The following is a 12,081-nucleotide window of genomic DNA, read 5'->3' as shown; positions in this document are numbered from 1 at the left end:
GCCCGCCCGGAGGGTCCGGTGCGCCAGGGCACCGGACCCTCCGGCGGCGGGGTCAGGCCGCCTTGCCGCCGCAGAACGTGGGCGACATCGGCCGGTGGGTGGTCGTCACCTCGGAGTCCGCGGGCACGGGGAGCACGGCGGTGACCGTGTTCCCGCGGCGCACGGCCGGGATGCCCTTCTTGCGCAGCCGGGTCATCGAGGTCGCGCGCTCGTGCCAGGGACACACGGCCCGGGCGCCCGTCGCGTCCAGTTCGGCCAGGTTGAGCGGGCCGCCCCGGTGGGGGCACAGCGCCGGCATCACGAAGGATCCCTTGGCCGTGCGCGCGTAGACGTAGGGCACGCCCGCGACCTCGACGCAGTTGTGCGCGCCTTCGACGTTGAAGTTCACGACAAGCATGCGCGGTAGTCCCCCACCGAGTGGATCTCGTACACGCACTCCTCGGAGTCGATGATCGCTCCGTGCAGGCGGTTCCTCCAGATCACGGTGCCCTCGCCGGCCTCCAGGATCTGGTGGGAGTCGTAGCCGCTGACGAACTTCATCGTGCCGGACACGATGTGACACAGTTCGTCGCCGTCGTGCTGGTGGGTGTTGGACAGCTCACCACGCGGCTCGACGATGTGCGCCACGGGCGCCTCGACCTCGCCGCTCTCGATCTTGGCCCAGACCGGCGCGTGCAGCACCTTGTTCCGCGGGCCCGCGTCCATCCAGCGCACCTGCTCGGCGAAGTCGTCGTCGGCGATCTGGGCGATGGCCTGGAACTCCTCGAACCCGCGCACGATCTCGGGGATGACCGACTCGCCGCACTGGTCGACGATCGGCATGATCAGCTTCTCCAGGGCCATCCGGCCGTGGTGGACGTCGATGTGGACGTGCTCGGTGAAGTACTTGACGTCCGCCTCGTCGCCGACGACGTCGGTGAGCAGGTCCGCGGCGCGGCGGCAGAAGTCGACCAGCGTGGTCTCGGTGTAGTACAGGGCGCCGAGGTAGCGGAAGAACAGCTCGTGGTTCTTGCCGAGGTAGTGGAAGTAGTTGCTCATCATGAGGCTGCTGGTCAGGTAGTACTGCCAGTAGCGGTGCAGGTCCGCGCTGAGCCCGACCGAGGCCAGCGTGTTCTCGAACAGCGTGCTGTGCTTGGTGCCGTGGACGCCGTAGCCGTACTCGTCGATCACGATCTTGAACCACTCCGACTGCACGGGCCCGTAGTAGCCCATGACGTTGCGGATCATCGGCGAGGCCTCGGACAGGAAGTCCGGCGCGAACTGGATGAGCCAGTTGCGGGCGGCGCGCTTGGGGTCGCTGGACTCGCGGATGGCCTTCTCGCCGGCCGAGGGCGTGGTGGGCAGGTCCTGGATGCGGCCGAGGTAGGCGGCCAGGCTCTCCTTGGTCCACTCGCCGGTGACCTCGATGTCGTCGAGGAAGCCGAAGACGTGCTTCTCCAGGTACGGGCGGATCATCTCGCCGCGCGCCCGGTTGGTGGAGCTGTAGAAGTTCTTGAAGCCGGCCCACGCCGACTCGCTCATGCCCTTCTTGGGCAGGAACATCAGGTCGGCCTCGTAGATCGTCGCGAGCAGGCGGTTGGCGGCCAGCGCCGAGTAGTCGAGGATCTCACTGGCGGGCAGCGGCTTGCTGAAGTCCAGGTACTTGATGATCTGCGGCCGGAGCTGCCGGTGGTAGGGGTTGTCCTCGTTCTCCCAGTCCTCGTTGTCGAGGTAGATGGGGTTGCTGGCGAAGTCCAGGGCGAGCTCGCGAAGCCGCGCCGGGTCCAGCTCGAACGGCGTGTGGTGGGGGGTGAAGCTCATTTCTGTCCCTTCATGGCGGTCGAGACGCTGATCTTGGAGGCGGAGAGCCGGCAGTCCTGCCAGGCCAGGCGAAGGTGGGCGCGGTCACCCTTGGTGAGCGCGACGGGCTCGGCGAACGGTACGCACGCCTGCATCCAGTGCGAGGCGAGGTTGTCCGGGGAGTTGCGGAGCCGGACGCCGCCGCCGAGCGAGAGGTCGAACCAGACAGCCAGGCCGTGCGCCTCGCCGGTCTCGGTGACGGGGAGGTCGACCTCGGTGGACCCGTCGGCCATCGAGCCGGAGGCGAAGTCGAACGCGTACAGCTCCACCTCGGGCGAGAGCAGCCTGTGCGGCCAGGTGGGCAGGCGGACGGGGAAGTGGCCGCGGGTGGAGAGGCCGTTGAGCAGGCTGACGTCGAAACCGGCGGCGTGGTCCACACGGTTGAGGCGGTCGACCGCGACGCTGTCCAGCAGCGCGCCGTGGATGCGCGCGGACTCGGGCAGCAGCAGGCCGCCGGGGGCCAGCAGGTGCTCGCGGGCGTGCTCGACGGTCGGCAGGACGCCCTCGCCGATCAGTCCGCAGTCGACGATCTCCGAGACGATGAGGTCGGCACGCCTCGGCATGTCCACGCCCACCACCAGGTCGGTGGAGCGCTTGGCCACGACGTTGATCCTGTCCGACAGGCCGTGCCGCGCGACGATCTGGCGGGTGATCTCGGCGAGCATCGGGTTCTGCTCGCAGGTGGTGACCCACGCGGCCCCGGCGCGCGCCACCATCATCGACAGCAGGCCCGTGCCGGCGCCGATGTCCAGCACGTGGGCGCCCGGGGGGAGCACGCGCTCGATCGCCACCTCGAAGGCGTCGTTGCGCTCCAGGTCGTTCAGCATGGCGAAGTGCCAGCGCGGCACGGTCCGGATCGCGGCGGCGAGGGCCGCCTCCTCGGAGGCGATGATCCCGCGTCCGGGCGAGAGCATCGCGCGGGCCGCGTCCATGGATTCCTGCGCCGCATCCAGAGTGGCCTGCACCGAGGCCATCAATAATGAGGCGTTGACGTCGACTTGCGTTGTACTCGGCATCTTTGTGTCTCCCGTTCACGGGCGCGGCGGAATTCACCGCCGTCCATGGCGTAAGGCGAAACCGGTGATGGGTCGGGAAAGGTCGGCGCGGCCAGGCGGTCCGCGTGCGCGGCCTTTCCTCGGCGCCGGTCGGGAGCCGTTCTCTTACGCCCCCGGAATGCTCTGCTCTCGTCCGCCTCATTCGATGGGCGGCGAGCGGCCGGATTCGTCCGGCCGTTGATCGACGCGGGCAGGCGGGCCCTGGACGGCTCCGCGGCCGCACACTCCTTACTTCGACTCGGGTGATCTGGAGGAACGCGGGGCTGGTCCGCGCCGGTCAACCGGCCCCGGCCCGGGTCAGGCGGGCGGGGACGGCGTTTCCGCAGGCGTCGACGAGGCTTTCACGAGCCCGCGGGGAGGGCTCGGCCGTTCCGCCGGCACCCGGTATTCCGCCGGGCGTCGCAGGCGTTCTGACGGGCAATTCGAATGCCTTTCGGCGATCCTCTTTGCCGGGCCTCGGATCCTTGCGTCTCGATGTGGCTTGAAACCTTGGGGGCCCTTCCGGTATTCCCGGCCGATTTCGCGGTCACATCGATGGTTCTCGGTGCCGTTCCCCGTTTGTCGGGCGGGGCGGCGATATCCCAGAACCAGGCGGCGGCCGATCCTATTCCACGCCCTCGGGCGGCTCGTTTCGGCGCCGTTTCCCGCCCATTCACGCAGGTAGAGGGCCTGCTTCCGCGGACGGGGACCGAATCACCGCGATCGGGCGGGACTTTAGGGCCATCACTCCGTCCCGCGCGCGGTGATTCAGTCGCCGTAATCACCGCGGAAGGCCCGTGACCTGCCCGGACGTCCAGCCTGGGCGCGAGGAGGTGGATGGCGGCGCGAGACCGTAATCCATTTATGTCACCCATCGGCGGGATATAGGCGACATAGCGGGCATTTCCCCCTGTCGCGCGTGAGACCACCGCCCGACACCCCTCAGCACCACCCCCGGACCGACCTCCGTGACGGAACGTGCACTTGTCACAACACGCGGGCCCACCCTGTGAGACCCTTGCCATCCCATAGAAACGGGTGTAAACACAGGACAACCAACACACAAACGGCGGTGAAGCAACATCATGTATGCCGAGGAGCGGCAGCAGGAGATCCTCCGCAGGGCGAGAATGGCGGGCAGGGTCGACGTGGTGACCCTCGCCGAGGAGTTCGACGTCACCACCGAGACGATCCGCCGCGACCTCACCGCACTGGAGCGCGCGGGCGTGCTGCGGCGGGTGTACGGCGGCGCGATCCCGGTGGAGCGGCTCGGGTTCGAACCCGCCCTCGCCACCCGCGACGAAGTACTGACCGCCGAGAAGGAGCGCATCGCCAAGGCCGCGCTCGCCGAACTGCCCGAGGACGGCTCGGTGATCATCGACGCGGGCTCCACCACCGGCCGCCTGGTCCCGATCCTCCCGGCCGACCGCGAGCTAACCGTCGTCGTGAACTCCCCCCCACTCGCGACGGTGCTGGCCTCGCGGCCGAACCTGCACGTCATCATGCTCGGCGGCCGGGTGCGCGGCCGTACGCTCGCCACCGTCGACGACTGGGCCCTGCAACCCCTGGCCCACCTGCACGTGGACGTGGCGTTCATGGCGGCGAACGGCTGCTCGGCCGCCAAGGGACTGACGACCCCCGACCCGGCCGAGGCGGCGATCAAGCGCGCGATGGTGAAGTCGTCCGAGCGGGTCGTGCTGCTGGCCGACCACACCAAGTTCGGCAACACCTACCTGGCCGGGTTCGCGTCCCTGTCGGAGATCGACCTGATCATCACCGACACCGGCCTCGACCCGATGACGGCCGCCGAGCTGTCCGCCGCCGGCCCCGAGGTGGTGCGCGCGTGATCCTCACCCTGACCCTCAACCCGAGCCTGGACCGCACGATCGAGATCGGCGCGCTGGCCAGAGGCGCCGTCATCCGGGCCGCAGCGGCGAGGCTCGACCCGGGCGGCAAGGGCGTCAACGTCTCGCGCGCGCTGCTGGCCAACGCGGTGACCTCGTGCGCGGTCGTCCCCTACGGCGGGGACGAGGGCAGGCAGCTCGTCCGCCTGCTCGCCCTGGAGGGCCTGGACATGGTGACCGTGGCCGTGGAGGGCCCGACACGGTCGAACGTCACCCTGGCCGAGCCCGACGGCACGATCACGAAGATCAACGAGCCGGGCGCCACGCTGTCGGCCGCCGAACTGGAGACGATCGCGGACGCGGTGCTCGGCGCGGCCGACTCGGCCGACTGGGTGGTCGCCTCGGGCAGCCTGCCCCCCGAGGTCCCCGCCGACGTGTACGCCCGGCTGTGCCGCAGGTTCGCGGCGGCGGGCATCAACGTCGCCGTCGACACCAGCGGCCCCGCGCTGGTCGAGTCCCTGAGCGCGGCCCCGGCCCTGATCAAGCCCAACCTGGAGGAGCTCGCCGAGGCCACGGGCATGGCCATCTCCTGCGTGGGCGACGCCATCGAGGCGGCCGGGAAGCTCCGCGCCGCCGGGGCGCGCACGGTGCTGGCGAGTCTCGGCGCCGACGGCGCGCTGCTGGTCGAGGACGACGGCGTCCGGTACGGCGAGGCGGAGGTCGCCGAGCCGCGCAGCGCGGTCGGCGCGGGGGACGCCCTGCTCGCGGGCTTTCTGGCCGCCGGTGCGCGCGGTGAACAAGCGCTTGTGGAGGGGCTGTCCTGGGCCGCCGCCGCGGTCGCGCTCCCCGGCAGCCGGATGCCCGGCCCCTCCGACATCGTCCGCGACGGCATCCGCCTCGGCCCGCCCGACCCCGCCCGCCGCCTCACCCCACACGCCTGACGCGCAGGCCCCCCATCCTTTCCTTTAGGAAGGAGCACGACCCATGGCCGACACCTATACCCCCCCGGTCTACGGCACCGGGGTCAAGGCCACCATCCAGCGACTGGGCGGCCATCTGGCCGGCATGATCATGCCGAACATCGGCGCGTTCATCGCCTGGGGCCTGATCACCGCGCTGTTCATCCCGACGGGCTGGCTGCCCAACAAGGCGCTGGCAGAGCTGGTGGGCCCGATCATCACCCACCTTCTGCCGATCCTGATCGGCTACACCGGCGGCCGGATGGTCCACGGCCAGCGCGGCGCGGTCGTCGGCGCCGTCGCGACGATGGGCGTGGCCGTCGGGGCGGACGTCCCGATGTTCCTCGGCGCGATGATCGTCGGCCCGCTCGCCGCGTTCATCCTCAAGCACGTCGACCGCTTCACCGAGGACCGCACCAGGTCCGGCTTCGAGATGCTGGTCGACAACTTCACCGCGGGCATCGTGGGCGCGGCGATGGCCATCGTGGGCGTGTGGGGCATCGGGCCGGTCGTCGAGGCGTTCACCAACGCGGCGGGCGACGGCGTGGAATGGCTGATCAACCACAGCCTGCTCCCCTTGGCCTCGCTGGTGGTCGAGCCGGCCAAGGTGCTGTTCCTGAACAACGCCATCAACCACGGCGTCCTCGGCCCGCTCGGCGTGGCGGAGGCGGTCAAGCAGGGCAAGTCCATCCTGTTCATGCTGGAGTCCAACCCCGGGCCCGGCCTCGGCCTGCTGCTCGCCTACTTCTTCTTCGGGCCGCGCGCGCTGCGCCCGACCTCCCCCGCCGCGATCATCATCCACTTCTTCGGCGGCATCCACGAGATCTACTTCCCGTACGTCCTGATGAAGCCGCGGCTGATCCTCGCCGTCATGGCGGGCGGCGCGGCGGGCGTGTTCACCTTCATGATCACCGGAGCGGGGCTGGTCGCCACGCCGTCGCCGGGCAGCATCTTCGCCTACCTCGCGGTCACCCCCAAGGGCGGCTGGTTCGGCGTCCTCGCCGGCATCATCATCGCCTCCGCCGCCTCCTTCGCGGTCGCCTCGGCCCTGCTCGGCTTCGGCCATGGCGAGAAGGAGCCCGAGGAGGTCGCGGAGGCGTCCACCGAGACCGCCCCCGAGTCCGGGGCGCGACCCGCCGTCGAGACCCAGACCCGCGCCGCCGGCGCCCCCACCGTTTCCAAGGAGGCATAGATGGCCGCCATCGACAGCAAGGACATCCACAAGCTCATCGTGGCCTGCGACGCGGGAATGGGGAGCAGCGTCATGCTCGCCACCCAGCTTCGCAAGCAGCTCAAGAGCACCGGGATCACGGTCGAGCACACGCCCGTGAACGAGATCCCCAAGGACACCGACCTGGTGGTCTGCCACATCGGGCTGGCCGCGCGGGCGAAGGCCGTGGCGCCGGGCGTCCCGCTGGTCACCTTCCAGATCTTCATCGGCGACCCCGCCGTGACCAAGCTCGTGGCCGCGATCAAGAACGGCGGCACGGTCGATGCCTGACGCCGCGTCGCTCCCGCTGGAGCCGCGCGCCGTGGTGCTCGACGCCCGCGCCGGCGACCGCGACGACGCGATCCGCCGGTGCGGGGAGCTGCTGCTGGCCGTGGGCGCGATCACCGAGCCGTACATCGAGTCCATGCTCGAACGCGAGCGCTCGATCTCCACCTACGTCGGGGAGGGCGTCGCCATCCCGCACGGCACCGCGAAGGGCAAGCAGGACGTGCTGCGCGACGCCGTGTGCGTGGTGCGCTTCCCCGAGGGCGTCGACTGGGACGGCGAGCGGGTCGGCCTGTGCGTCGGCATCGCCGCCAAAGGGAACGGCCACGTGGCGCTGCTCGCCGCGCTGGCCGAGATCCTGCTCGACCCCGACCGCGCCAGAACCCTCCGCGAAGCGACGGAGGTAGAAACCGTGATGAAGGAGCTTTTGTGAAGGTCGCCCGTTTCCACGCCCCCGGCGACATCCGCGTCGAGGACGCCCCCGAGCCCGAGGCCGGGCCCGGCGAGCTGAAGATCCGGGTGCGGAACTGCTCTACCTGCGGCACCGACGCCAAGATCTACAAGTTCGGCCACCACCACATCCGGCCGCCCCGGGTGATGGGCCACGAGATCGCCGGCGAGGTCGTGGGAACGGGCGAGCGCGTCCAGGTGATCGCCGCGATCCCCTGCGGGGCCTGCGAGGAGTGCCGCAGGGGCCGCATGACGGTGTGCCCCAACCAGGAGTCGATGGGCTACCACTACGACGGCGGCTTCGCCGAGTACATGATCGTCCCGGCCAAGGTGATCGCCGTGGACGGCGTCAACCGGATCCCCGACGGCGTGGGCTTCGCCGAGGCGTCGGTGGCCGAGCCGCTCGCGTGCGTACTCAACGGCCAGGAACTGGCCCGGGTCGGCGCGGGCGACGACGTCGTCGTCATGGGCGCGGGGCCGATCGGCTGCCTGCACGTCCGCCTGGCGCGGGCGCGCGGCGCGTCCCGGGTGTTCCTGGTCGACGTGAACCCCGAGCGGCTGGAGATGGCCGCCGGGCTCGTCCACCCCGACGAGGTGATCAGCGGCGACGCCGTCGACCAGGTCGTCAAGCTCACCGGCGGGCGCGGAGCCGACGTCGTCATCACGGCGGCCGCCTCGGGCGCCGCCCAGCAGCAGGCCGTCGAGATGGCGGCCCGGCAGGGGCGGATCAGCTTCTTCGGCGGCCTGCCCAAGGACGCCCCGATCATCCAGCTCGACTCCAACCTCGTGCACTACCGCGAGCTGACCATCGTCGGCGCCAACGGCTCCAGCCCCGCGCACAACGCCAACGCTCTCAGCCTGATCGCCGACGGGGCCGTGCCCGTCGCCGATCTGATCACCCACCGGCTCCCGCTGCCGGGCGTCCTCGACGCCATCGGCCTCGTCAGCCGCGGCGAGGCGATCAAGGTCACCATCGAACCCTGAGCAGGAAGGACGAACCATGCCCGAGAGGACAGTGGCCGTCGCCTCGTCGAGCGGGCTGCACGCCAGGCCCGCCAAGATCTTCGTCCAGGCCGCCGCCCGCCAGGGGGTGCCGGTGCGGATCCGGGTCGGCGAGGGCAAGCCGGTCCCCGCCTCCAGCATGCTCGGCGTGCTCAGCCTCGGCGCCGTGCACGGCACCCAGGTCACCCTGGACGCCGACGGGCCGGGCGCGGAGGCGGCCCTCGAGACGCTGGTGGCGCTCCTGGCCCGCGACCTGGACGCCGTCGATGGGTGAGGCGCTGCGCGGCCTGGGCGTCAGCCCCGGCCGCACCGCCGGCCCGGTGATCCGGATGGCCGGGCCGCCCGCGCTGCCCGACCCGCGCCCGGTCACCGACGCGGTCGCCGAGGCCGCAGTGGCCGCCCGCGCACTGGACGCGGTCGCCGAGGACCTCGAACGGCGCGCCGCCGCTGCGGGCGACCCCGAGGCGGCCGGCATCCTCGAAGCCCAGGCGATGATGGCCCGCGACCCGATGCTCGCGGACGGCTGCGCGGAGAACTGCGACGCCGGGATGGACGCCCCGCACGCGCTCGACGCCGCCTTCGCCGTGCACCGGCGGGCGCTGGTGGACGCGGGCGGGTACTTCGCCGAGCGGGCCGCCGACCTCGACGACCTGCGCAACCGCGCCGTGGCCGCGGCACTCGGCCTGCCCACGCCGGGCGTGCCCGCGCCCGGTCACCCGTTCGTGCTGGTCGCCGAGGACCTCTCCCCCGCCGACACGGCCGGGCTGGACGACACCGTCCTGGCCCTGGTCACCGAGAAGGGCGGGCCGACCGGCCACACCGCCATCCTCGCGCGCGGCCGCGGGCTGCCCGCCGTCGTCGGCTGCGCGGGCGCGCTGACGCTGGACGACGGCACGCTCGTCAGCGTCGACGGCGCCACCGGCGAGGTCGGCACCGGCCTGACCTCCTCCGACGCCGAGCGGGTCCGCACGGCCGGCGCGCGCGAGCGGGCCGAACGCGGGCGTGGCGAGGGGCCGGGCCGGACCGCCGACGGCCATCCGGTCAAGCTGCTGCTCAACATCGGGTCCGCGCGCGACCTCGCCGACGGCGCCGAGGGGGTCGGCCTGTTCCGCACCGAGTTCCTGTTCCTCGGCCGCAGGACGGAGCCGTCGCTGGAGGAGCAGGTCGCCGCCTACAGTGCGGTCTTCTCCCGCACGCCGCTGGTGGTCGTCAGGACGCTGGACGCGGGCACCGACAAGCCTCTGCCCTTCCTCGGCCTGCCGCAGGAGCCCAACCCCGCGCTCGGCGTACGGGGGCTGCGGGTCGCGCGGCTGCTGCCCGGCGTGCTGGACACCCAACTGGAGGCGATCGCCCGGGCCGCCGACGCGACCGGCGCCGAGCCGTGGGTGATGGCGCCCATGGTGACCACGGCGGGCGAGGCGGCCGAGTTCGCGTCCCGCGCCCGGGCCCGCGGCATCGCGCGCGTCGGCGTCATGGTCGAGGTGCCCGCCGCCGCGCTGCACGCCGACCGGCTGCTGCGCGAGGCCGACTTCCTCAGCATCGGCACCAACGACCTGAGCCAGTACACCCTGGCCGCCGACCGGCAGCACCCGGGCCTGGCCGACCTGCTGGACCCCTGGCAGCCCGCGCTGCTGGAGCTCATCGGACGCTGCGCCGAGGCCGGACGCGCGGCGGGCAAGCCGGTGGGCGTCTGCGGGGAGGCGGCCGGCGATCCGCGGCTCGCACCGGTCCTCGCGGGCCTCGGCGTGACGAGCCTGTCGATGGCGGCGGTGTGCGTGCCGGACGTCCGCGCCGCCCTCGCCGCCCGGACGCTGGCCGAGTGCCGCGAACTGGCCGCCGAGGCGCTCGCGGCCGATCCACGGCCACCGTCGTCCTGACGGTCTCGCCCCGCCTGAGGCTCGACCGTGCCTGACGACCGGCCTCCGGCTCCGCCCGACGGCCTCGGTTCCGCCTGAGGGGCCTTGACTCCGCCTCCCCCGCAGCTAGGCTCTCGCTTAGGAAACTTTCCTAAAAGAAAACCCCCCGCCGAGCGTCCGGCCCGGCGGGAGGCGGAGGAGTCACCGTGAAACCCAGGAACCGCGCGGCCGCCCTGGCCGCCACCGCCACCCTCACCACGGCCCTGCTGATCGGCACGGCGCCCGCGGCGCTCGCCGTCCCCACCAACTGCTCCACCAGCTCCACGCCGACGACGGTGTCCAGCTACTGCGCCGCCGGCACCGGCGAACACCAGGTCGCCGTGACCGTCCTGCACGTCAACCCGATGGTCGGCTACGTCTACAGCGTCGGCCCATGGGTGCCGGCCGGCCAAACCTCCACCGCCCAGCTCCCGCCGGGCCAGATCGTCTCCCTGCGCGTCAACACCCGCTGACCCGGCGGTCCCGGTCCGCCCCTCGCCCGACCAGCGGCGTACCGGGACCGCGACGAGGCGCACGCCCTGACGGATCCCGAGGTCGTCGAGCGCGCGCGTGTCGTCCGAGGTTATGCCGCGCCCAGTCCCGTCCCGCGTCGACGTACGACTTGTCGCCGGCAGAGCCCTGGAGCAGCCATTCCTTGCCGTAGGTGTAGATGCCCACGTGATCCGACAGGGCGAGGTACACCTGGTCGAGAAGGTCCTCGACGGTCGGCACCGACTCGTAGGGCACGCGGTACGGGTAGTCCTTGAGGAAGGGGTTGATCCTTCCCAGCTCGACCTCGATCCAGCGTTCCCGCATCTCGTGCCCGGCCACGTCCACCGCGCGGTCGGCGACGCTCAGCCGGTGGGCAACGCCGCGCTGACCGCCGAGCGGCTCGTCCGTTCAGGCCCCGAACGCCGAACTCGCCGAGGTCGTCAGGCCGACCACCACGACCCTCTACTCGGCGATCGACCCCGCCGGCCTCGCCACCGCACACAACGTCCTCGCGCAGGGCACCGAGCGCGTCAACCACCTGCGCGAAGAACTGCCTACGACGCGGACCACGGTGGGCACCGGCGCGCCGCCGAAACGGTCGCCGCCGCGCCGGGCTGGACGACGAGACCTCCACGGGGACGTAGGATCTGGCGCGGAATCCTGATCTACAGGGCGGAGAGTCGGGTGGCCTTGGCGAGGAGACGATCGCGGCTCGTCACCGTCGACGGGGCGGTGTATCGGTGGCGTGTGCGTCACCGATACACCTACGCCCAGGCGAACGGGGGGTCCGTTGACGTTCACGGTGGAGCGTGCCGAACGGCCGGGTCGTGTGCTCGTGGTGTCGGCGCCGTTCGCGCACCCGGGGAACTGGATGTCGCTGCCGAGCGCGGTCGTTCGCCCATCGACGGTGGCGGCGAGCGTGCGGACGGCCATCCGGGAAGGGTGGGCGCCCGGCGACAACGGGCGGCCGTTCCCGCTCAGCCTCGCGCCGGAGGATATTTCAGCATTCCGCCCTGATCCCAGCTGACCGTCCATCCAATTGAGGGCTTCGGACGCCCGACGCGTCCCGCC

At 71.7% G+C, this 12,081-nt stretch carries 14 protein-coding genes; 10 read left to right on the top strand and 4 right to left on the bottom strand.

Annotated elements, in window-relative coordinates; all coding sequences use genetic code 11:
• Positions 1 to 52: 52 nt before the first annotated feature.
• From AB0H21_RS10570 to AB0H21_RS10560, 3 genes are read right to left on the bottom strand one after another with little or no spacing between them, the layout of a single operon-like run.
• Entirely contained in the window at positions 53 to 397 is a 345-nt protein-coding gene (locus AB0H21_RS10570) for a Rieske 2Fe-2S domain-containing protein (RefSeq protein ID WP_358514340.1), read from the bottom strand.
• Positions 385 to 1,800: an iron-containing redox enzyme family protein gene (locus AB0H21_RS10565; RefSeq protein WP_358514338.1), complete on the bottom strand. Its 1,416-nt coding sequence runs from the start codon at positions 1,798 to 1,800 to the stop codon at positions 385 to 387. Before AB0H21_RS10565 ends, AB0H21_RS10570 begins: the two co-directional genes overlap by 13 nt.
• Positions 1,797 to 2,855, bottom strand: coding sequence for a 50S ribosomal protein L11 methyltransferase (locus tag AB0H21_RS10560; RefSeq protein WP_358514336.1), 1,059 nt, complete (start codon positions 2,853 to 2,855; stop codon positions 1,797 to 1,799). Before AB0H21_RS10560 ends, AB0H21_RS10565 begins: the two co-directional genes overlap by 4 nt.
• A 1,103-nt stretch (positions 2,856 to 3,958) precedes the next feature.
• Here AB0H21_RS10560 and AB0H21_RS10555 point away from each other — a divergent pair.
• The 9 genes from AB0H21_RS10555 to AB0H21_RS10515 all read left to right on the top strand — a co-directional run bounded on the left by AB0H21_RS10555 (position 3,959) and on the right by AB0H21_RS10515 (position 10,991).
• Complete coding sequence (locus tag AB0H21_RS10555) at positions 3,959 to 4,720, top strand: DeoR/GlpR family DNA-binding transcription regulator (RefSeq protein WP_358514334.1); 762 nt, start codon at positions 3,959 to 3,961, stop codon at positions 4,718 to 4,720.
• A complete protein-coding gene (gene pfkB, locus AB0H21_RS10550; protein WP_358514332.1) occupies positions 4,717 to 5,658 on the top strand; it encodes a 1-phosphofructokinase in 942 nt (313 codons plus the stop codon). Before AB0H21_RS10555 ends, pfkB begins: the two co-directional genes overlap by 4 nt.
• 43 nt (positions 5,659 to 5,701) lie before the next feature.
• Positions 5,702 to 6,868, top strand: a complete 1,167-nt coding sequence (locus tag AB0H21_RS10545; RefSeq protein WP_358514330.1) for a PTS mannitol transporter subunit IICB — start codon at positions 5,702 to 5,704, stop codon at positions 6,866 to 6,868.
• Positions 6,869 to 7,177, top strand: coding sequence for a PTS lactose transporter subunit IIB (locus AB0H21_RS10540; RefSeq protein ID WP_358514328.1), 309 nt, complete (start codon positions 6,869 to 6,871; stop codon positions 7,175 to 7,177).
• On the top strand, positions 7,170 to 7,604 hold the full coding sequence (locus AB0H21_RS10535) for a PTS sugar transporter subunit IIA (RefSeq protein WP_358514326.1): 435 nt from the start codon (positions 7,170 to 7,172) through the stop codon (positions 7,602 to 7,604). The genes AB0H21_RS10540 and AB0H21_RS10535 overlap by 8 nt, the downstream gene beginning before the upstream one ends.
• Complete coding sequence (locus AB0H21_RS10530) at positions 7,601 to 8,605, top strand: zinc-dependent dehydrogenase (protein WP_358514324.1); 1,005 nt, start codon at positions 7,601 to 7,603, stop codon at positions 8,603 to 8,605. Before AB0H21_RS10535 ends, AB0H21_RS10530 begins: the two co-directional genes overlap by 4 nt.
• Before the next feature lie 16 nt (positions 8,606 to 8,621).
• The gene (locus tag AB0H21_RS10525; protein ID WP_358514322.1) at positions 8,622 to 8,897 is read left to right on the top strand and encodes an HPr family phosphocarrier protein; all 276 of its coding nucleotides are present in this window, start codon (positions 8,622 to 8,624) and stop codon (positions 8,895 to 8,897) included.
• Complete coding sequence (ptsP, locus tag AB0H21_RS10520) at positions 8,890 to 10,500, top strand: phosphoenolpyruvate--protein phosphotransferase (RefSeq protein ID WP_358514321.1); 1,611 nt, start codon at positions 8,890 to 8,892, stop codon at positions 10,498 to 10,500. The genes AB0H21_RS10525 and ptsP overlap by 8 nt, the downstream gene beginning before the upstream one ends.
• Before the next feature lie 185 nt (positions 10,501 to 10,685).
• Positions 10,686 to 10,991: a hypothetical protein gene (locus tag AB0H21_RS10515; protein ID WP_358514319.1), complete on the top strand. Its 306-nt coding sequence runs from the start codon at positions 10,686 to 10,688 to the stop codon at positions 10,989 to 10,991.
• On the opposite strand, the gene AB0H21_RS10510 is transcribed toward AB0H21_RS10515, so the two are convergent.
• Positions 10,978 to 11,349: a hypothetical protein gene (locus AB0H21_RS10510; RefSeq protein ID WP_358514317.1), complete on the bottom strand. Its 372-nt coding sequence runs from the start codon at positions 11,347 to 11,349 to the stop codon at positions 10,978 to 10,980. The genes AB0H21_RS10515 and AB0H21_RS10510 overlap by 14 nt on opposite strands.
• 451 nt (positions 11,350 to 11,800) lie before the next feature.
• On the opposite strand from AB0H21_RS10510, the gene AB0H21_RS10505 reads away from it, so the two are divergent.
• The gene (locus AB0H21_RS10505) at positions 11,801 to 12,037 is read left to right on the top strand and encodes a hypothetical protein (protein ID WP_358514315.1); all 237 of its coding nucleotides are present in this window, start codon (positions 11,801 to 11,803) and stop codon (positions 12,035 to 12,037) included.
• Positions 12,038 to 12,081: the final 44 nt, after the last annotated feature.

It is taken from the genome of Sphaerisporangium sp. NPDC051011, from assembly GCF_040653595.1.
Taxonomy (GTDB): domain Bacteria; phylum Actinomycetota; class Actinomycetes; order Streptosporangiales; family Streptosporangiaceae; genus Sphaerisporangium.
This window is presented reverse-complemented; position numbering and strand designations above follow the sequence as displayed.